Annotated in this window: 23 protein-coding genes and 1 riboswitch; of the genes, 4 read left to right on the top strand and 19 right to left on the bottom strand. The window is 56.5% G+C overall.

The genetic code is table 11. From position 1 onward, the window contains the following. Window positions 1–7 precede the first annotated feature (7 nt). Entirely contained in the window at window positions 8–259 is a 252-nt protein-coding gene (locus tag SHEW_RS00520) for a putative hemolysin (protein WP_011863913.1), read from the top strand. A gap of 52 nt (window positions 260–311) precedes the next feature. On the opposite strand, the gene gltS is transcribed toward SHEW_RS00520, so the two are convergent. From gltS to moaA, 17 genes are all read right to left on the bottom strand, one after another. Beyond that, window positions 312–1,535 (bottom strand): sodium/glutamate symporter, encoded by a 1,224-nt coding sequence (gene gltS / locus SHEW_RS00515; protein WP_011863912.1) that lies wholly within the window; start codon window positions 1,533–1,535, stop codon window positions 312–314. A 206-nt stretch (window positions 1,536–1,741) separates the two neighbouring features. After that, window positions 1,742–1,897 (bottom strand): DUF2986 domain-containing protein, encoded by a 156-nt coding sequence (locus SHEW_RS20210; protein ID WP_011863911.1) that lies wholly within the window; start codon window positions 1,895–1,897, stop codon window positions 1,742–1,744. 101 nt (window positions 1,898–1,998) lie between these two features. Next, window positions 1,999–2,400 (bottom strand): RidA family protein, encoded by a 402-nt coding sequence (locus SHEW_RS00510; protein WP_011863910.1) that lies wholly within the window; start codon window positions 2,398–2,400, stop codon window positions 1,999–2,001. Between the two features lie 225 nt (window positions 2,401–2,625). Beyond that, window positions 2,626–2,793, bottom strand: coding sequence for a YqaE/Pmp3 family membrane protein (locus SHEW_RS20205; protein ID WP_011863909.1), 168 nt, complete (start codon window positions 2,791–2,793; stop codon window positions 2,626–2,628). A gap of 21 nt (window positions 2,794–2,814) precedes the next feature. Beyond that, window positions 2,815–3,489 (bottom strand): TIGR01621 family pseudouridine synthase, encoded by a 675-nt coding sequence (locus SHEW_RS00500; protein WP_011863908.1) that lies wholly within the window; start codon window positions 3,487–3,489, stop codon window positions 2,815–2,817. A gap of 12 nt (window positions 3,490–3,501) precedes the next feature. Then, window positions 3,502–4,761: a sensor histidine kinase gene (locus SHEW_RS00495; protein WP_011863907.1), complete on the bottom strand. Its 1,260-nt coding sequence runs from the start codon at window positions 4,759–4,761 to the stop codon at window positions 3,502–3,504. 49 nt (window positions 4,762–4,810) lie between these two features. Continuing rightward, window positions 4,811–5,488, bottom strand: a complete 678-nt coding sequence (locus SHEW_RS00490; protein ID WP_011863906.1) for a response regulator transcription factor — start codon at window positions 5,486–5,488, stop codon at window positions 4,811–4,813. Window positions 5,489–5,491: 3 nt separating this feature from the next. Next, on the bottom strand, window positions 5,492–6,028 hold the full coding sequence (locus SHEW_RS00485; RefSeq protein WP_011863905.1) for a PepSY domain-containing protein: 537 nt from the start codon (window positions 6,026–6,028) through the stop codon (window positions 5,492–5,494). A gap of 150 nt (window positions 6,029–6,178) precedes the next feature. Beyond that, window positions 6,179–6,538 carry a NirD/YgiW/YdeI family stress tolerance protein gene (locus SHEW_RS00480; protein WP_011863904.1) on the bottom strand — a complete coding sequence of 120 codons (360 nt, stop codon included), beginning with the start codon at window positions 6,536–6,538 and terminating at the stop codon, window positions 6,179–6,181. A gap of 103 nt (window positions 6,539–6,641) precedes the next feature. Further along, window positions 6,642–7,751 carry an ABC transporter ATP-binding protein gene (locus SHEW_RS00475; protein WP_011863903.1) on the bottom strand — a complete coding sequence of 370 codons (1,110 nt, stop codon included), beginning with the start codon at window positions 7,749–7,751 and terminating at the stop codon, window positions 6,642–6,644. After that, complete coding sequence (gene modB, locus SHEW_RS00470) at window positions 7,732–8,412, bottom strand: molybdate ABC transporter permease subunit (RefSeq protein ID WP_011863902.1); 681 nt, start codon at window positions 8,410–8,412, stop codon at window positions 7,732–7,734. The genes SHEW_RS00475 and modB overlap by 20 nt, the downstream gene beginning before the upstream one ends. Then, the gene (gene modA / locus SHEW_RS00465) at window positions 8,412–9,236 is read right to left on the bottom strand and encodes a molybdate ABC transporter substrate-binding protein (protein WP_011863901.1); all 825 of its coding nucleotides are present in this window, start codon (window positions 9,234–9,236) and stop codon (window positions 8,412–8,414) included. The genes modB and modA overlap by 1 nt, the downstream gene beginning before the upstream one ends. Before the next feature lie 33 nt (window positions 9,237–9,269). Beyond that, entirely contained in the window at window positions 9,270–9,737 is a 468-nt protein-coding gene (gene moaE / locus SHEW_RS00460) for a molybdopterin synthase catalytic subunit MoaE (protein ID WP_011863900.1), read from the bottom strand. 1 nt (window position 9,738) lies between these two features. Then, the gene (gene moaD / locus SHEW_RS00455; protein ID WP_011863899.1) at window positions 9,739–9,990 is read right to left on the bottom strand and encodes a molybdopterin synthase sulfur carrier subunit; all 252 of its coding nucleotides are present in this window, start codon (window positions 9,988–9,990) and stop codon (window positions 9,739–9,741) included. Window positions 9,991–10,039: 49 nt separating this feature from the next. Next, the gene (gene moaC / locus SHEW_RS00450; RefSeq protein ID WP_011863898.1) at window positions 10,040–10,516 is read right to left on the bottom strand and encodes a cyclic pyranopterin monophosphate synthase MoaC; all 477 of its coding nucleotides are present in this window, start codon (window positions 10,514–10,516) and stop codon (window positions 10,040–10,042) included. Beyond that, window positions 10,509–11,039 (bottom strand): molybdenum cofactor biosynthesis protein B, encoded by a 531-nt coding sequence (gene moaB, locus SHEW_RS00445; protein ID WP_011863897.1) that lies wholly within the window; start codon window positions 11,037–11,039, stop codon window positions 10,509–10,511. The genes moaC and moaB overlap by 8 nt, the downstream gene beginning before the upstream one ends. 111 nt (window positions 11,040–11,150) lie before the next feature. Further along, a complete protein-coding gene (moaA, locus tag SHEW_RS00440) occupies window positions 11,151–12,131 on the bottom strand; it encodes a GTP 3',8-cyclase MoaA (RefSeq protein WP_041406244.1) in 981 nt (326 codons plus the stop codon). After that, a riboswitch (molybdenum cofactor riboswitch) is annotated at window positions 12,119–12,253 on the bottom strand. Its footprint overlaps the gene before it by 13 nt. A 226-nt stretch (window positions 12,254–12,479) precedes the next feature. Between moaA and SHEW_RS00435 the strand changes: the two genes are divergently transcribed. Further along, window positions 12,480–14,129 carry an electron transfer flavoprotein-ubiquinone oxidoreductase gene (locus SHEW_RS00435; protein WP_011863895.1) on the top strand — a complete coding sequence of 550 codons (1,650 nt, stop codon included), beginning with the start codon at window positions 12,480–12,482 and terminating at the stop codon, window positions 14,127–14,129. A 260-nt stretch (window positions 14,130–14,389) separates the two neighbouring features. After that, the gene (locus tag SHEW_RS00430) at window positions 14,390–16,306 is read left to right on the top strand and encodes a methyl-accepting chemotaxis protein (RefSeq protein WP_011863894.1); all 1,917 of its coding nucleotides are present in this window, start codon (window positions 14,390–14,392) and stop codon (window positions 16,304–16,306) included. A 75-nt stretch (window positions 16,307–16,381) separates the two neighbouring features. On the opposite strand, the gene SHEW_RS00425 is transcribed toward SHEW_RS00430, so the two are convergent. Both SHEW_RS00425 and SHEW_RS00420 read right to left on the bottom strand, forming a co-directional pair. Next, the gene (locus SHEW_RS00425; protein ID WP_011863893.1) at window positions 16,382–16,702 is read right to left on the bottom strand and encodes a DUF4870 domain-containing protein; all 321 of its coding nucleotides are present in this window, start codon (window positions 16,700–16,702) and stop codon (window positions 16,382–16,384) included. 81 nt (window positions 16,703–16,783) lie between these two features. Next, the gene (locus SHEW_RS00420) at window positions 16,784–17,476 is read right to left on the bottom strand and encodes an MOSC domain-containing protein (RefSeq protein WP_011863892.1); all 693 of its coding nucleotides are present in this window, start codon (window positions 17,474–17,476) and stop codon (window positions 16,784–16,786) included. Window positions 17,477–17,610: 134 nt separating this feature from the next. On the opposite strand from SHEW_RS00420, the gene SHEW_RS00415 reads away from it, so the two are divergent. After that, window positions 17,611–18,060 (top strand): CC0125/CC1285 family lipoprotein, encoded by a 450-nt coding sequence (locus SHEW_RS00415; protein ID WP_011863891.1) that lies wholly within the window; start codon window positions 17,611–17,613, stop codon window positions 18,058–18,060. The last annotated feature ends 4 nt before the right edge of the window (window positions 18,061–18,064 follow it).

The following is an 18,064-nucleotide window of genomic DNA, read 5'->3' as shown; positions in this document are numbered from 1 at the left end:
AAATGACATGAAGATATCCCACACCATAGCGGCGCTGCTTTTCCCCCTTGGCTTAGCCGCTTGTCAGACGCAGGTAGACAAGGAGCAAGACGCCGCAGAGTCCAAACCGCTATCCATGGCCAACCCGGCGGCCGTCTATTGCGAATCCCTGGATGGCGCGCTCGACCTCGACAGCGGCATCTGCACCCTGCCAAGTGGTGAACAGATAGAGCACTGGGATCTCTACCGCCGGGATCATCCACAGGCGAAAAACCAATAACAAAAAAGCACCCTAGGGTGCTTTTTTAATGCTTGATGCTCAGATAATGGCGCTAACCGATAAAGCTGAGATAGCCCTGCAATATGATGGCATTGACTATGTCGATGAAGAAGGCACCGACGATAGGCACCACCATGAAGGCCTGCGGCGATGGACCCGTGCGCGACACCAGGGCGCCCATGTTCATCACGGCCGTCGGTGTGGCGCCCAGGCCGAAACCACAGTGACCACCTGCCATGACAGCGGCGTCATAATTGGCACCCATCAGCTTGAAGGTGACCCAGTAGGCAAATACCGCCAGCACGGCCGTCTGCACCAGGAGTATGATCAGCAGCGGCACTGCCAGGTCGAAGATCTCCCACAGCTTGAGGTTCATCAGTGCCATGGCAAGGAAGAGCGCCAGCGAGACGGTACCCAGGACGTCGACACACTCACGGTTGATCTTAAAGCCACGGGATACCTCTGTGATGTTAGTGATCACCACACCGAAGAAGAGCGCATAGACAAAGTCAGGCATCTTCAACCAGCCGATATCCAGGTAGGCGATCAAAGAGCCAAACCACTTGGCACCGGCGACACACAGTAGAAGAATGAAGAGCACCTCCAGGATACTCTTGGCCGTTACCCTGTCTTCTTCCAGCTGGTCGTAGGTCACCAAGTCAGGATGGTCCTTGTGGTGATTCCCCCCGACACCGTAAGAGGATAGCAGGCCATTCTTATTGATCAGACGCTGAGCTACCGGGCCGCCTATGATGCCGCCCATCACCAGGCCGAAGGTCGCCGCCGCCATCGCCAGCTCCAGGGTGTTGATGCCGTATTGATCCGAGAAGGTCTGTGCCCAGGCCGCTCCCGTGCCGTGCCCGCCTGACAGGGTGATCGACCCGGCGATCAGTCCCATCAATGGCTCCAGCCCCAGTGCGGTCGCCATGCTGACGCCGACGGCATTCTGAATGATGATGTAGAGCGAGGCGATCGCCAGGAAGAGGAATACCTTGCTGCCCCCCTTCATCAATAGCTTGTAGCTGGCCGCCAACCCCACGCTGCTGAAGAACATCAGCATCAGGGTGTTTTGCATCGACAGAGAAAACTCAAGCGAGATATTGTAAGAGTGCAATATGGTGATCACCGCCGCCACCAGCAGACCACCCACTATGGGTTCGGGAATATTATATTTACGAAACGATGCCACGTGACGATTAACCGAATGGCCAATAAAGAGCACTAAGATCGCCACTAGAAATGACTCCAGCTCTCCAACGGTATAAACAGTATTCATGGTTCTCCTTATTAGGCGATAGCCATACCTGCCTATCTTGCCTTGTCATTGGGTGGGCTGTTCAGCCGCCCAATCATTACCCGGTCTTGGGTCGCCCACGCCGGACATATCTCCAAAGTGTAGCCCGTCCAAAGGCTAACGAGGGAAAGAGGTCGGCGAAAAGCCCCAAGGGGACGAATGAAAATAAATTGAGGAAGGTCTCTAATCTAAGAGACGAATTCAGCGGGTGCTTCTGCCGCCTCGGCGAGTCGTTCGCGTTCGGCTTTGGCGATATACTTAGGCTTACCTGAGCGATGAAGTTTAGCGTTCGCCTTCTTCGCCTTGGCCTTAAGTGTTTGATTGATTTTCTTCTTTCTGTTCATGGCGGCGATTATAGCCTAAAACGCCGCCCCATTGGGTTATCAAAAAGTTAACAGTACAATTTTAACGCAAGTCAGTTCAGCTTGTGTACAGCGAAAGCCGCCTAGTCCCCCTCGAATACCTTAGCCGCCTGCGCCTCTATCTCTACCCGCCACAGCGGGTCGAACAGCCCCTGAACGAAGAGCAAGGTGGTCGGCAGTCCGCCCACATCGAAGCCTAAACGCGCCTTGGCGGCTTGGTAAGCAGGCAGATCGCCACGGTCAACCAGATAGAGGCGCACCGATACCAAGTCTTGCAGGTCCATGTCGTTGGCCTGTAGCACGGCGCGTAAGTTCTCCCATGCCTGTACTATCTGCCCCTCGGTATCAGGCGCAAGTGTGCCCTGCTGGTCTATACCCAGCTGCCCGGCAATATTCAGCCAGCGCGAGGGCTGTGAAACCAGCGCACATTGATGGTAGTTGGCCGCAGGGGCCGCCAGGGTATGCGGACTCCAGATCTTATTCATCTTCTCTCCCTCATTCATGTTAAGAGAAGTTAGTCTGGCCGCTAAGGATGCAGAGAAAAAGGCGGGACACCTGAACTCATAGTTCAGGATAAGGGTGACAATCAGCCATAAAAAAAGCGCAGCCTAGGCCGCGCTATCATGTAGTCTCAAACAAGCTAAGACTTAGCCTCTAACAAGCTAAGACTGAGCCTCACTAAGACTTTGCCCCATTAAGACTTAGCACACCTAAGACTTAGTCACCACCCAAAGGGCGTGCAGCAGGCCTGGGATAAAGAACAGCAGGCAGAGAATGATGTTGATCAGCAGATCCTTGCCGACACCGCTCTTCAAGAAGACGGCAACCGGTGGCAACAGGATGGCGATGATGACCAGCAGAAGTTTATTGGTATCCATAGACGGGCTTCCTTAATTAAATCAATTTCGTTTTGGCCAATCTAACTTCTCAGGCTTACTCCATGTTTGCAACTGGTTTTTTACCCCATCCAGGCTAAATGCCTCGCCCTGCTCCGGGGCCTGATGATAGGCATACGCCTGCCCCTGCCACTCAAAGCCTAAGGCATAGGCATGCAGGTAGCCACGGTCGGCATCCTCGCCACCATAGAGTTGGTCACCGAGAATCGGCACCCCAAGGCTGGCCAGCGCCACCCTGAGTTGGTGTGTCTTGCCACTCAGCGGCTTAAGCAGATAGAGGCGCAGCCCCTCGGCCACCGACTGAGAGAAAAACTGGGTGATCGCCGGATTCTCCTTGCTGCGCAGCAGCTTGTACATGCTGCGACGGGACTTGGCCATGTCACCCACTATACTGCCCTGCTTCTTCTTCGGCTTGCCCTTGGCCAGCGCCAGATAGTACTTCTGCACCTTGTGTTCGCTAAAGCGCTGGGTAAAAGCTGCCGCCGCCTCGCTCGACTTGGCAAACAGCAGCAGGCCAGATGTCATGGTATCCAGGCGATGCACAGAATAGAGCTTGATATCGAGATCACTCTCCAGCTGCGCCATCACGCCGGCGCTACCGTCCTGGCTGTGAAAATGAACGCCCGGCGCCTTGTCGATCACCAGAAAGTCGGTCTCGTCGGCAATGATCTTGTACATGGAATGTCGGCCCTATGAAAAACGTATGCTCACCTGCAGCCCAGGCTGGTTGTCGGAGAGCTCGATGCGGGCATTATGACGTTGCAGGATAGCCTTGACCAGCGAAAGCCCCAATCCCGTGCCCTTGTTGTGACGGCTCGGGTCCAAACGCACCAGACGATCGAACACCTTCTCGGTGGCATCATCCGGGATCCCCGGCCCGTTATCGCGGATCAGTATTTCATTGCCTTGCTGGATTATCTCTATCTTGGCGCCCTCGCCGGAATACTTGATGGCGTTGTCCACCAGGTTAAACAGCGCCTGGAACAGCAGGTATTTATCCCCCATCACGCTATAGTCTTGGTCCAGTGACAGGCTTAGGGTCTGGCCATTGGACTCGGCCATCGCCTCGGCCATCTCAAACAAGTCCTGACACAAGTCGTTAAGGCTCAAGGGTTGTAGCTCGAGATCCTGCTGCCCCTCCTCGATGCGAGTGAGAGATAACATGGCATCGAAGGTCGCCAGGCAGTGATCCAGCTCCTCGATCAGAATCGCGCTGGCCTCGTCCAGCTCCTCGGCGGGCCTCTGCGGTAACTGCTCCAGGCCTATCCTCAGATGAGACAGCGGAGTTCTGAGATCGTGGGCGATATTGTCAGTGGCGCCGCGCACCGCGTGCAGGTTAGCCTCCAGGGTATCCAACACCTGGTTGAAGTTGCCCGCCAGCATGTCAAACTCATCCTGGCGCCAGCTCACCGGCAGACGGGTGGAATACTCGCCCCGCTCGATGCGGCGACTCAGGCGGTTGTACTGCACCAGGCGGCGCAGAATCGCCTTGGAAAACAGGTAGCCTAGGGCCAGGGTCAACACGATAGTCAACATCAGCGCCGTGATGGCCGCGTTGACGAAGCGCTCAATCAGGGTGGCCAGCTGATCGGTACGGGTTGCGATCAGTACGGGACCATAACGGGTGATCACCAGGCCACCGGTTAAGATATGCAGCTTGTCCGGCCCGCTGGTAAGAATGGGAAAGTCACGCGTCTCCGGCAGCAGCGGCATGTCATCGGGCATCAGGCTCAGGGCCCCCACCAGATCCAGCGAGCTGCGCCACACCACCAGGGCCGTCTTGGGATCGGCAGTGCGGATCTGGGTGGCAAAGCTGCGTCTGTCCAGGGTGAGCGCCATCTGCTGATAACGCAGTTTTTCTGCCGCCAGGTGCTGATTAGTCTGCAGCTCCTGCTCGTTGATCAATTGACGATACATGCCAAACAACAGGGTGCCGATAATCAGGGTCACCAGGGCAGAGAAGATGATGGTAATGCGCCAGGCACTACTCTGATAGGGTCTAATGCCCTTGACGGAGGCGATAGCCAGCCCCTCGAACCGTTTCAATCAGCTCGCCAAAGCCCAGCTCTTCAAACTTACGTCTCAGCTTAGCGATATGCACGTCGATCACATTGGTGCGAGGATCGAAATGGTAATCCCACACCGCCTCGAACAAGAGGGTGCGGCTGATCACCTGATTCGGGTGTTCCATCAAGTACTTGAGCAATTGAAATTCTTTGGGTTGCAACAAGATCTCACTGCCCGCCAGGGTTACCTTGCGGGTCAGCAGTTCCATGACCAACTCGCCCACCTTAAGCTCTGTCTGCGCCGGCGCGGAGTTACCACGCTGCATCAGCTTCTCGGCGCGCACCAAGAGTTCGGAGAAGGCAAAAGGCTTGGTCATGTAGTCGTCGCCACCGGCCCTGAGGCCCTTGACGCGCTCATCCACATGGCTCAGCGCCGACAGGATGAGTACCGGTGTCTGGTTGCCGGTCGCGCGCAGCGCCGCCAATAGCTTGAGGCCGTCGAGCTGCGGCAGCATGCGATCCAGTATCACCAGGTCATACTGCATACTGGTGGCCAGCAGCAGGCCCTGATGGCCGTCGCTAGCGGTTTCGATATTGTGCCCCTGTTCGGCAAATCCCTTGACCACATACTCTGTGGTGGTCGCATCATCTTCTACCAGTAATATTTTCATCTGTTAATCCCACTTCAACAGGGGCAAAGGCCGCTGATTTTCGATATCGAAGGCTATCTTATGTTTGCCGTTGGCATCGATAAGCTTGAGTTCCAAGTAGCTGATGCCCAGGTCGTGATCCAGCTGCGCCTCGAGAATATGGGCGTTGCTGTCACCCATGGCGAGCTTAAGCAGTTGCGAGAAGCTCTGCTCCATCTCTTTGAGCAGGCGCACCGCCTTGAGCTCATCCTTATCGTCGGCCTCGAGGGCCTCCACCTTCTGGCGAATGAGTCGGCCATCTTTCGCCCAAAACTCAAATTCGCTGATGGTGTCGTCCTTGGTGTTGATCATGCTGATCTCATAGATCAACTGACCATTTTCCACATCGATCTGAAACTCGGATATCACCCCAGGGTAGCTCTTCTCCGCCTGCAGGATCATCTTCTGTGGAGTCAGGCTTTGGCTATCCGATAGCAACTCAAGCACTGCCGGATTGGCCTGGGCCGCATTCACCCCCGCCAGTCCAGACAACAGCATTAAACTGATAAACCAACGAGCCATAGCTCCTCCATTAAATTCTTCAATATCGGTATCTTACACGCAAAAAATCCCAGTACCAATGGGATAGACGAGGGGCTTGGGGCTTTCAAGATTAAATTTAGTTTAAACTCATTTGGCCCATTTCACCCCTGCCAGCGCTTTGGTCTCGGCCTAATGCGCCTGATCCACCAACTCTATGCTGTCGATCTCTATCTCGATACCGCGCCATTCGTCGTCCACCTCGCCCCTCAGGGTGACAGTTGTGTCACTGGAGACCTCTATGTCGCGCCACAGGGCGTTGTCTATCTCCACCTCGACTTCGCCGCTGCTGTCGCGAAACAGGTATTTCTCATCGCCCAGGCTCTTGATCAGCTTGCCTGTCAGCTCCACTGGTGTGTCATCTTTGGCCGTGTGGGCGTCGCTAGCTTGCTGGATCACCCCGCCCGCCTTGGGGCCGTTATAGGCGGCGAAGGCAGGTAGGGTGAGTACGCAAGAAAGGATTAGGGTGCCGGTGAGTTTCTTCTGCATCATGTGTCTCCTCGAGTCTTAATACCCAAGGATAGATGACGGCAATTATCGGGGAGATGGAAGCCGTATTAAGGATTGATCATATTCTATTCAGCGACGTAACAGCTTAGTCATTTTCCAGGATATGGATCAGCTCAGACTTGAGGGCCACCTCTGTTTCCACGCCGGGCGCCAGGCCCATCTTTTGGGCGAAATGCAGCGGCACCTCGGCATTAAGGTGATGCTTCACCCCCTTGATACTGGCGAGGATGCGCATGGTCTCCCCCATGCTGAGGCAGGACTCTATGGTGATGCTGAGCTTGTTGAAGCTGCGGCACAGGCGCCCCTTGGTAATGGAGTTAAACCTCACCCCCTGATTGGGGATCACCCAGCGCACCTTGGCACCTATGGCCAGCTGCTCGCAGTAGTTGCCGGCAATCAGATGCTCGCCAAACCTGAGCCAGGTGATCTGCCGCTCCGCCTCCTGGGCCACCACATGGGCGTCGAACAGGTTTCTCAGCCCCATCTGTTTGGCAACCGCCTCGTTGCGCGGACGGCTCAACACCTCCCGCGGACTGCCTTGCTGCAGCAAGGTGCCCTGACTGATGAGGATCATGCGATCCGCCAGCAGCAGCGCCTCGTTGAGATCGTGGGTCACCATGATCACAGGGATCGCCAGCTGCTCCTTGAGCCGGGCCAGTTCGAGATAGAGACGCTCGCGGGTCTCCCTGTCGACGGCGGAGAAAGGCTCATCCAGCAGCAGGACTCTTGGCTCTCGGGCCAGGGCCCTGGCCAGGGCCACCCGCTGGCGTTGCCCGCCGGACAGGTTGGCCGGCAGCCTGTCCGGCAGACCGTGAAGGTTTACCCGCTCGAGCCAGTCTTTGGCCCGCGCGACCCGCTCAGCCTTAGGAATATGATCCAGCGCCGCCACTACGTTGGCCAGCGCCGTCATGTTAGGAAACAGGCCAAAATGCTGCGGTACATAGCCAAGGTGGCGTTGCTGAGGCGTAAGATAACGGCCGCTCTCGCTGCTGAACCAGACGCTGTCACCATAGCGAATCTCGCCCGACTCAGGCTTGGTCAGGCCGGCGATCATCCGCATCAGGGTCGACTTACCGCCGCCCGAGGGACCAACAACCGCCAGCACCTCGCCTGCCTTGCAGACAAACTCGGCGTCCAGGGCGATGCCCTCTTGCTGAAAGATCTTACAACTGAGATCAGCGACGTCTTGAGACACTCACGCCTCCTAATCGACGGGATAGGCTCGTGGTGAGCGCCAACGCGGTAATGGCAAACAGCAGGAGCAACAGTGACATCTGCCCAGCTGCGGCGAAATCGAACGCCTGCACGCTGTCATAGATGGAGATGGCGATCGTCTTGGTCTCGCCGGCGATATTACCGCCCATCATCAACACCACACCAAACTCGCCCAGTACATGGGAGAAACAGAGCACCAGCGCGGTTAGCACACCGGGCCACACCAGGGGCAGCTCTATCTTAAACAACACCTTGGCCGGGCTCATGCCGCAGCAGGCACCGGCGTCGCGTACCTCTTCGGGCACAGACTCGAAGGCGCGCTGAATCGGCTGTATGGCAAAGGGAATATTGACCAGCACTGAGGCCACCACCAGGCCAGAGAAATGGAACACCAGCTGCTGCCCCAGCAGGGCTTCTAACGTCTGACCCAGCCAGGATTGGCTGCCCAGCCCCACCAGCAGGTAGTAGCCGATCACCGTCGGCGGCAACACCAGAGGCACCATAATCAGCGCCTCCAGCCAGGACTTGCCTCTAAACTGACGGTACGCCAGGAAGCGACCGGCCCAGATGGCAAAGGGGATCAACACCAGCACAGTGACACAGCTTAACTTGATTGAAAGCAGCAGCGCCTGCCAATCCATCAGTGGTCTCCGGCCGGCTGGTTAGCAGCATCAACGACTTCATCACCCTGGCTGTCAGCGGGCAGGCCGAAGCCAAACTCAAGGAATACCGCCCTCGCCTTTGCCTGCGACAGGTAGGCATAGAAGGCTTTGGCGGTCTCCCCCGCCTTAGGCGTGAGCACCATGCGCTGATTCATGGGCGAATGCCACTCGCTCGGCAGGGCCACATAGTGGCTGGCGGCGCGAAACTGAGGCGCCATCGCCAGCGACAGGGCTACTATGCCGCCGTCGGTGGAACCGCTCAGGGCAAACTGCGCCGCCTGAGACACGTTCTCGCCGTAGATGAGATAGGGCTGCAGAGGTTGCCAGAGTCCCAGATGTTGCAGCGCCTCCCGGGCACGCTCGCCATAGGGAGCGTGATCTGGGTTGGCGATGGCAAAACGCTTCAATTCACCCTGCTCAAGCAAGCGTTTCACGCCGACAAGCTCGGTATCTAGGCTCAAAGGCGAACGCTTAGGCGCCGCCAGCGCCAGACGCCCAATGGCGTAGATCTCACCGTCGCTCTGAGTTACACCAAGCTTATGTAATTGATAGATATATTTGTCGTCTGCCGACAGAAAAAGTTCGAACGGCGCGCCATGACGCAGCTGCGCCACGAAGTTGCCTGAGGAGCCATAGGAGATGCGCACCCGCTTGCCCGTATCCTGGGTAAAGTCGGCGGCGATCTTATCCAAGGCAAACTTGATGTTGGAGGCGGCGGCGATGGCCGGCACCTCGGCCGCCCAGCTTGGGGTAACTCCCAACAGCAGCAGGCAGCCTAAGACAAAACCTCTGAGTAAATCCATTTCAACCCTCATCAACCGGGTACTCGTCCCGGCTTACTGCTTTTCCCACATCTTGGCGGCCTGTTCGTCGGCATCTTTAGCCTCGACCCAGTTCTTGCCCTGATCGCCCGCCTCTAACTTCCAGAATGGCGCCTTGGTCTTGAGGAAATCGATCAGGAACTCACAGGCCGCGAACGCCGCCTTGCGATGGGCACTGGTGACACCGATAAAGACGATCTGCTCGCCCAAAGCCATGGTGCCGACCCGGTGAATGATGGTCACGTGGGTCAGCGGCCAGCGCTCTCTTGCCTCGACGGCGATCTGATTCAGCACCGCCTCTGTCATGCCTGGATAGTGTTCCAGGGTCAGATCGGTCACCGCGCTGCCATCGTTAAAGTCGCGCACCTTGCCCACGAAGGTGACCACGGCGCCGTCGCTGTCGTCCGCCGCGATTCTGGCATATTCATCCGGAACGCTAAAGTCTTGGGTCTGCACCAATACCCGGTCGCTCGCTTGGCTCATCTTAACCTCCAGTGACTGGCGGGAAGAAGGCTACCTCGTCGCCGTCTTCGACCTGGGTATCCCAGCTGCTGATGGTCTGATTGACCGCCACCAGTAGCTTGTCTGAAGCCAATACTTTGCCCCACTTGTCATCTTTGGCCGCCAGCAAGGCACGCAGGCCTTCGGCTGTGGTGGTCTGCTCGCTTGCCTCGACTTCTATGGTGCTCTCACCTAATAGTTCGCGCACCTGGGCGAAAAACAGCACATTTATCATAATCTTTACCCTAAATACTTGTCGCTTAAACCTTGGCTAAAACCTTGAACTAAACCTTGAAATGTCCCGACTTGCCGCCCCGCTTCTCCAGCAGGCGTGTCTGAGAGATCACCATATCTTTCTGCACCGCCTTGCACATGTCGTAGATGGTCAGCGCCGCTACCGAGGCCGCGGTAAGCGCCTCCATCTCGACACCTGTCTTACCCGACAGCTTACATAGACTGGTGATACGCACTCTGTGATGCGCGGGCTGCGCCTCGAGATCCACCTCGACCTTGGTCAGCATCAGGGGGTGGCACAGCGGGATCAGATCTGAGGTTTTCTTCGCAGCCTGGATTCCGGCGATGCGAGCCGTGGCGAACACATCCCCCTTGTGGTGGCTGCCGCTCATGATCATCTCCAGCGTCTCTGGTGCCATCTCGATAAAGGCCTCGGCGCGGGCCTCGCGCTCGGTAACCGCCTTCTCGGTGACATCCACCATGTGGGCATTGCCATCGGCATTAATATGGGTAAATTCACTACTCATCAATTGCTACCTTCTTCACGTGCATCACAAAGTTACAGGGTCTGTGAGTGGCATCCAGTTGTTCTCTTAAAATCTTGTTCCAGCCCGTCTTGCAGGCACCGGTTGAGCCCGGCAGACAGAAGATGGCGGTCTTGTTGGCGAAGCCACCCAGGGCGCGGGACTGCACCGTCGAGGTGCCCAGCTCTGTATAGGTGATATGACGGAACAGCTCACCAAAGCCTTCAATCTCACGATCAAATAGCGGTCTGACCGCCTGAGGCGTATTGTCGCGCTCGGTAAAGCCTGTGCCGCCTGTGGTGATAATCACCTGCACATCATTCGATGCGATCCACTGAGACAATACCGAACGTATCTGATACTTGTCATCTTTAATCAGGCGGCGCTCCGCCAGCTTGTGCCCGGCCTCTAACAAGGCGTCTTGTAAAAATTGTCCCGAGGTGTCCTGGCTCAGCTCCCGGGAGTCGGACAGGGTTAATACCGCGATATTGAGCGGTTCAAATTGAGTTCTCGTGCAATGACCCATAACGTCTCTCTTCACTCTTGGTTTGGTTTGCGAATATCAGATGCGCCGACAGGAATATGGGCAGAGTATACCCACACGGCATACGCAACTTCTTGCGCTAGCGCAAGCCCTCTAGCCGCCGATAGACGCCAGATGCTGTGTTACGCCTGTGATGCCATCGTGGAGGAAGTGGGTTTCCTTCTTCGCCCTCAGCTGACCATGGAGCCGTTCGATCAGCTCAGCGCGCTGCTCATGGGACTGCAACAGATCCCTTAGATCCACACCGTGCTCGGTGAAGAGGCAGAGATGCAGTTTCCCCTTGGCAGAGACACGCAGGCGGTTACAGCTGGCGCAGAAGTTCTTCTCGTAGGGCATGATCAGCCCTATGCGTCCCTTGAAGTCGTCATGGCTGAAGTTTTGCGCCGGGCCATCGTCGACCGCCGACTGATCCAACTGCCAGCCATCCTGAACAAGTTGCGACTTGATGTCGGCACCCGCCAGATGATGGGCTTTGAAGTACTCGCGTCCCAGACCGGTTTCCATCAGCTCGATGAAACGCAGGTCAATTGGGGTGTGCTTGATCCAGTGCAGGAAGCGCGGTAAGTCTTTGTCGTTTAAGCCCTTGAGCAGCACGGCATTGATCTTCACCCGCTCGAAACCCGCCTCCAGGGCGGCATCGACGCCACGCATCACCTCGTCGAACTTATTCTCGCCGGTGATCTGATAAAACATGCGCGGATCCAGGCTGTCTACCGAGACGTTGATGCGTCTCAGACCGGCATCGAACCACTCCTTGGCATGCTTCTCGAGGCGATAGCCATTGGTGGTGGTCGCCAGCGTCTTGATCTTGTCGTTGTCCGCGACGATACGCACGATGTCGGTAAAATCTTTACGCAATGTGGGCTCGCCGCCCGTGATGCGGATCTTCTGGGTGCCGACCTCGGCAAAGGCGCCCACTAGATTCTCGATCTCGTTGAGATCTAAAAACTTAGGCTTACCGTCGGGGCGATAACCATCTGGGAGGCAGTATGTGCATTTGAAGTTACAGACATCGGTTACCGACATCCGTAAATAGTGAAATCTTCGACCAAAATTGTCTTGTAGTTGAGACATGATCACCTTTCCAAGTAAGGGGAGGTGAGTCAATTTCTTTCCTCACCCCGGTGGCACTATTGCCACGGCTTAATCTCCCTATCTGTGGACGTAGGAGAGAAAGCTCGGAGAACCGTCGTTTCTCAATTATAGGCCGATATAGACCGGGTTTTATAGCAGAAACTTCCCGTTTTTTGTTTAAGATCAATCGGGCGTTAACATAATGTGACACCGCTCACGAAGATAAATACCATCAATTAGTCTATCCTGACTGCTTAAACTCTGTGCCATTTCGCTATTTTAGGGTAAGGTGGAGACAAAGAATAAAACACCCGTTTCAATCGGGGGAAAGCTAAAAGAGGTGAAGTGATGGAACGCGAATCGATGGAGTTCGACGTCGTTATCGTTGGCGCAGGCCCAGCTGGCCTGGCTACCGCATGTCGACTAATGCAAATCTCACAAGACGCCGGCCAGGAGCTGACAGTCTGTGTGGTCGAGAAAGGCTCGGAAGTGGGCGCGCACATTCTCTCGGGTGCCGTGTTCGAACCTAAGGTGCTCGAAGAGCTATTTGGTGACTGGAAAGAGCAAGGTGCACCGCTGCACACGGCGGTGACCCATGACGAGCTGTTTATGCTTAGCTCAGACTCGGCCTCACGCGCCATGCCCAATGCCTTTATCCCTAAGACGATGCACAACGATGGCAACTATATCATCAGCGTCGGCAACCTGGCCCGTTGGTTGGCCGAGCGTGCCGAGGCCTTGGGCGTCGAGATCTTCCCTGGCTTCCCCGCCAGCGAGCTGCTGTTTAACGAGGATGGCAGCGTCAAGGGGATCATCATAGGCGATATGGGCGTCGGCGCCGATGGTGAGCCCAAAGACAGCTATGAACCGGGCATGGAACTGCACGCCAAGTACACTGTATTTAGCGAAGGCTGCCGTGGCCACCTGGGCAAGCAGCTGATCGAGAAGTTCCACCTGGACAACGGCAAGACGCCGCAACACTACGGCCTGGGCTTCAAGGAGATCTGGAAGGTCCCCGCCGAGCAACACCAGCAGGGTAAAGTCGTTCACACGGGTGGCTGGCCACTGACAGACGGCGCCTCAGGTGGCGGCTTCCTCTATCATATGGAAGACAACCAGATCGCCGTGGGTCTCATCATAGATCTCAACTATCAGAACCCACATCTGAGCCCATTCGATGAGTTCCAGCGCTACAAGACACATCCAGTGATCAGCCAGTACCTACAGGGCGGTGAACGCCTCTGCTATGGCGCCCGCGCCATCACCAAGGGTGGTCTCAACTCGCTGCCTAAGATGAGCTTCCCTGGCGGCCTGATCATAGGTTGTGACGCAGGTACCCTGAACTTCGCCAAGATCAAGGGCACCCACACGGCGATGAAGAGCGGCATGATCGCGGCCGAAACCATCTGCCACGCCCTGCATGCCGGCGTAGAAGGCGGCAAAGATCTCGACTGCTACCAGGAGAAGTTCGAACAGAGCTGGCTACAGGATGAACTCTACTGCTCACGCAACTTCGGCCCGGCGATGCACAAGTTCGGAGCATACCTGGGCGGCGCCTTCAACTATATCGACCAGAACTGGTTTGGCGGCAAGTTCCCTATCACCCTGCGGGATGAAAAGGCCGACTATGCCCAGATGGCCGAGGTCAGTGCCTACAGCAAGATAGATTATCCAAAGCCTGACGGTAAGTTAAGCTTCGACAAGCTCTCCTCCGTCTACCTGTCGAACACCTTCCACGAAGAAGATCAGCTGTGTCACCTGCGTCTCAAAGACGAGCGTATCCCTATCGAGGTGAACCTGGTCAAGTTCGACGAACCGGCCCAGCGTTACTGCCCGGCGGGTGTGTATGAGGTGGTGGAAGAAGCCGGCGAGAAGAAATTTGTCATCAACGGTCAGAACTGCATCCACTGTAAGACCTGTGACATCAAAGATCCGAGCCAGAACATCACCTGGGTCACCCCAGAGGGCGGCGGCGGACCTAACTATCCGAACATGTAAGCCAGGCCTTGTTGCTCGGCAAACAGACAGATTCAAACGCGCCTTAGGGCGCGTTTTTACTTGCGCTTAACATCCCAGGCCACCATAATGGCGCCATACCTACAAGCGTTACCAAGACGCACTAAGTGATCCTAAAGGATCCTCCTGCCCTCAAAAAAGTTCAATGGTTTAGCGTGTTTAGAAAACAGCGACTAACCTTAATAATCTAGTATTCACACATCCGAGGCATGCTCGGACAGAGTAGATGCGAGTCATAAACGATGAAACTAAACATGCTCACCATCAAGCAGAAGATCTTACTCACGGTTACCGTCGCGGTATTGCTGTCGACCGTGCTCGTGGGTGTCTTGAGTCAACGTAGCGCCAAGGAAGTCGTCGAGCAGCGCATGCTCACCTCCGAGCTGCCCAACACCTTGCAGGCGATCCGCAACAAGGTGGAGATGGACATCGCCACCCTGATGAACGCCGCCGAGCAGCTCGCCAGCAGCAAGATGCTCAAGCAGTGGCTGGTCGAGGGCCGCCCTGCCGAGACAGAGCCTCTGGTGATCGCCCAGCTCAAGGATGTGCAGCAGCAATATAAGCTGGTGCAAGCCTCCTATGCCGACAGGCAGACCGCCGCTTACTACACCCAGGACGGCTTCTTGCGGATCCTTACCCCGGATCAGGATGGTTGGTTCTTCAACTATAAAAACAGCGGCACAGAGCGCATGCTCAACGTGTTCACCGAGGCCAATGGCGAGGTGAAGCTCTTCATCAACTACCAACAGCCCAACGACCGCGGCTTGGTGGGACTGGCCAAGTCGCTGGACGACATGGTACGCCTGCTGAAATCCTTCAAGATCGAAGATACAGGCTTCGTTTACCTGGTGGATGCCAAGGGTGACGTCAAGCTGCACTCGGACACCAGCCAGATTGGCAAGGCCAGTTTGAGTTCACTCTATGGCGGTAACGTGACCAGAGAGCTGCTCAACAAGGGCGACTTTGGCCTGACACAGACAGAGCTAGACGGTGAGACATTGCTGGTCGCCAGCAGCTATATTCCCTCAATGGACTGGTATCTGGTAGCCCAGGTGCCCAGGGCCGAGGTATTCGCCCTGCTGGAAGAGTCGGCCTATCAGATCCTCGTCTGGACAGTGCTGATCGCCGCCGCCTTTATCGGCCTCTCTACCTTCGTCTCCGCCTCGGTGAGCCAGCCCATTGCCAAGGTAGCCGACATGCTGCAAGACATAGGTCAGGGTGAAGGGGATCTGCGCCAACGCCTGCCGGTCGAAGGTAACGACGAACTAGCGCAGCTGGCCAAGGGCTTCAACAGCTTTATCGAGAAGATCCAGCACTCCATCATAGAGGTGACAGACACCAGCGTGCAGCTGAGTCACGCCGCCAAGGATGTGGCCAATCAGGCCCAGCAGACCCAGGACGACAGCCAGCTGCAGAAAGATCAGACCATGATGGTGGTCACCGCTATCAACGAGATGGGCGCGACCGTGCACGAGATCGCCGGCAACGCCGCCCAGGCCGCCGACAACGCCAAGGACGCCGACAACGCCTCCAGCAACGGCCAGATAGTGGTGACCCGCGCCCGCGACACCATCAATCAGCTGTCTCAGGATGTGGAACAGGTGGGTAATGTGATCGAATCCTTGGCCACCCATACCACCTCCATCGGCAGTATCCTGGATGTGATCCGCGCCGTATCGGATCAGACCAACCTGCTGGCCCTCAACGCCGCCATTGAGGCCGCCCGTGCCGGAGAGGCAGGACGAGGCTTCGCCGTGGTCGCCGAGGAGGTACGTAACCTGGCCTCACGCACCGCCGCGTCGACCGACGAGGTGCAGAAGATGATCGACAACCTACAGAGCGAGGCGGCCCGCGCCGTCGAGGCGATGACCCAGAGCAAGAGCCGCAGCCAGGAAGGGGTACAGGCGGTCGACGAGGCCAGCCATACCCTGACGGAGATCAGCCAGCAGATAGGCGCCATAACTGACATGAATATTCAGGTCGCGGCGGCCACCGAGGAGCAGTCTACCGTGGTGGAAGATATCAACCGCAACGTCACGGAGATCAGCGAGATCACCCAGCGTACCAGCGAGACCTCCCAGGCAGTGGCCCAGGCCAGCCAGTCGCTCAACCAGCTGGCCCACAGGCTAGATACCTTGGTCGCCGGCTTCAAGGTCTAGGCGGTTCGCAGCTTAAAGTGCTTCAGCCACAAAAAAGCCCGCAATCGCGGGCTTTTTTATTTTGCCGAACAAGCATCAAGCCTTAAGAAACTTGATCGTCAGCGGATACTGGTAACTAATGCCCTCGCTGGCCTTCATGGCGGCGATGATGGTGACCACGATATCGAAGATCGCCAGCACACCCAGCAGGATAAAGCCGATACCGACGAACATGAGGATCATGCTGATGATGGCGTATACCATCACGCTTATCTTAAAGTTCAGACAGTTGCGACCACAGCTGTCGACGAAGGCGATCTCCTCGCGCTTCATCAGCCAGACAATCAGGGGCCCCAGGATAGAACCGAAGGGGATCAGATAGCCGGAAAAGCTGGCCAGATGCACCGCCACGCCCATGTTTCTGTCGTCACGGGACAGTTGTTCAATATCAGACACGAATTACACTCCTTGATGATTCATTCTTAATTTTAAGCAGAGTTATGGGCGATTAGGCCCAAATAAGCGCATTTCCCAAGGCTCAATCTTGCGACTTTCCAGGCGGCGCTGCAAGCTATTTACCCAAGACTTCGCCAGCCCATCACAACTGGCAAGGCGATCGTAGGCGCCGGCATCAAAGGTGGGCGAGAAATAGATACTCATCGCCTCGCGCAGGCTGATGTCGGTGCGGCGCTCGATAAGCCTGATATCGTCCTCCAGGCTGATTTCACCCGGCGTGATCACCCGATAGAACCAGCCACACAGGCCGCTGGTCTGCATGGCCAGGGCAAACTCGGGATGACCGAACTGATGATTGAGCTTGAAGCAGGGAGAGCGCGGTTGAGTCACCTGCAGGCGCACCTCGCCGATGGCGATGATGTCGCCTATGTTCACCTGGGTCTCGTCCAGCCCAACGGTGCTGATGTTCTCGCCCATGGCGGGCACATCCTTGAATCCCTGCATCATGTCCCAGCGACGATACTGACCATAATGTTCGCGAGGAAAATGGTGCAGCACACGGTCGGCGCCGCCGTGATGCTTGGGATCCGCCTGGCCGTCACCCTCGACGCCCAGCTCACCCACCACCAAACGAGTGCACGCCCGCTTGGCGTCGATCATGCTGGGTATTCCCTCGAACGCCTCGGCCTTGTCGCCACGATACAGGCCCGAAATCTTGTTTACCAAACTCGGCATATTCTTCTCCCCCTGACTACTGCCTACTCGTCTCGCCCGCTGACAAAGGCGAGACAATTCAATACAAACTCCCTCTGTCGCCCCGGGGATCGCCCCTGCACAATAGCGGCTTAGTTCTCCTTGGGAAAGATATCATGAAAACAACTCCATTGGCCGCCTTCATACTGAGTTTCATACTCCTGCTGAGCGGCTGCGCCACCTCTTACGACACAGAAAAATCCTTCTGGAGCTTCGGTGAAGGCTTCGACGTGGTACAGATAGCCGACGATAGCTGGCAGATCAGCTTCGTCGGTAACGACATGACAGATCGCGCCCTAGCCCGCAAATATGTTCTGCGCAAGTCCGCCGAGATAGTCCAGGCCCATGGCTACCCCTACTTTGCCCTAACCACAGAGCAGAACCACCGCGACGCGGTCGGCAACGACACCCTGGGTTTTGGCCACAAGGACTGGGGCTATGGCCTGGGTAAGGTGGAAAATGAGACCTCAGTGATCGTCGAAGTTACCGGCCTGCAGGATAAGGAATCGATGCAGACAACCAAGGTATATGACGCCGCCTACCTGATCGATCACCTCACATGGTAGGCCG

The sequence above is a fragment of the Shewanella loihica PV-4 genome (assembly GCF_000016065.1).
In the GTDB taxonomy this organism is placed as follows: Bacteria; Pseudomonadota; Gammaproteobacteria; order Enterobacterales; family Shewanellaceae; genus Shewanella; species Shewanella loihica.
The sequence above is the reverse complement of the archived record's forward strand: the minus strand, read 5'-3'. Positions and strand labels throughout refer to the sequence as shown.

Excerpts from the sequence above, each read along its gene's own strand:
- SHEW_RS00520 (WP_011863913.1), top strand. The coding sequence starts at position 8 with ATGAAGATATCCCACACCATAGCGGCGCTGCTTTTCCCCCTTGGCTTA.
- gltS (WP_011863912.1), bottom strand. The coding sequence starts at position 1,535 with ATGAATACTGTTTATACCGTTGGAGAGCTGGAGTCATTTCTAGTGGCG.
- SHEW_RS20210 (WP_011863911.1), bottom strand. The coding sequence starts at position 1,897 with ATGAACAGAAAGAAGAAAATCAATCAAACACTTAAGGCCAAGGCGAAG.
- SHEW_RS00510 (WP_011863910.1), bottom strand. The coding sequence starts at position 2,400 with ATGAATAAGATCTGGAGTCCGCATACCCTGGCGGCCCCTGCGGCCAAC.
- SHEW_RS20205 (WP_011863909.1), bottom strand. The coding sequence starts at position 2,793 with ATGGATACCAATAAACTTCTGCTGGTCATCATCGCCATCCTGTTGCCA.
- SHEW_RS00500 (WP_011863908.1), bottom strand. The coding sequence starts at position 3,489 with ATGTACAAGATCATTGCCGACGAGACCGACTTTCTGGTGATCGACAAG.
- SHEW_RS00490 (WP_011863906.1), bottom strand. The coding sequence starts at position 5,488 with ATGAAAATATTACTGGTAGAAGATGATGCGACCACCACAGAGTATGTG.
- SHEW_RS00485 (WP_011863905.1), bottom strand. The coding sequence starts at position 6,028 with ATGGCTCGTTGGTTTATCAGTTTAATGCTGTTGTCTGGACTGGCGGGG.
- SHEW_RS00480 (WP_011863904.1), bottom strand. The coding sequence starts at position 6,538 with ATGATGCAGAAGAAACTCACCGGCACCCTAATCCTTTCTTGCGTACTC.
- modB (WP_011863902.1), bottom strand. The coding sequence starts at position 8,412 with ATGGATTGGCAGGCGCTGCTGCTTTCAATCAAGTTAAGCTGTGTCACT.
- modA (WP_011863901.1), bottom strand. The coding sequence starts at position 9,236 with ATGGATTTACTCAGAGGTTTTGTCTTAGGCTGCCTGCTGCTGTTGGGA.
- moaE (WP_011863900.1), bottom strand. The coding sequence starts at position 9,737 with ATGAGCCAAGCGAGCGACCGGGTATTGGTGCAGACCCAAGACTTTAGC.
- moaD (WP_011863899.1), bottom strand. The coding sequence starts at position 9,990 with ATGATAAATGTGCTGTTTTTCGCCCAGGTGCGCGAACTATTAGGTGAG.
- moaC (WP_011863898.1), bottom strand. The coding sequence starts at position 10,516 with ATGAGTAGTGAATTTACCCATATTAATGCCGATGGCAATGCCCACATG.
- moaB (WP_011863897.1), bottom strand. The coding sequence starts at position 11,039 with ATGGGTCATTGCACGAGAACTCAATTTGAACCGCTCAATATCGCGGTA.
- moaA (WP_041406244.1), bottom strand. The coding sequence starts at position 12,131 with ATGTCTCAACTACAAGACAATTTTGGTCGAAGATTTCACTATTTACGG.
- SHEW_RS00435 (WP_011863895.1), top strand. The coding sequence starts at position 12,480 with ATGGAACGCGAATCGATGGAGTTCGACGTCGTTATCGTTGGCGCAGGC.
- SHEW_RS00430 (WP_011863894.1), top strand. The coding sequence starts at position 14,390 with ATGAAACTAAACATGCTCACCATCAAGCAGAAGATCTTACTCACGGTT.
- SHEW_RS00425 (WP_011863893.1), bottom strand. The coding sequence starts at position 16,702 with ATGGGCGTGGCGGTGCATCTGGCCAGCTTTTCCGGCTATCTGATCCCC.
- SHEW_RS00420 (WP_011863892.1), bottom strand. The coding sequence starts at position 17,476 with ATGCCGAGTTTGGTAAACAAGATTTCGGGCCTGTATCGTGGCGACAAG.
- SHEW_RS00415 (WP_011863891.1), top strand. The coding sequence starts at position 17,611 with ATGAAAACAACTCCATTGGCCGCCTTCATACTGAGTTTCATACTCCTG.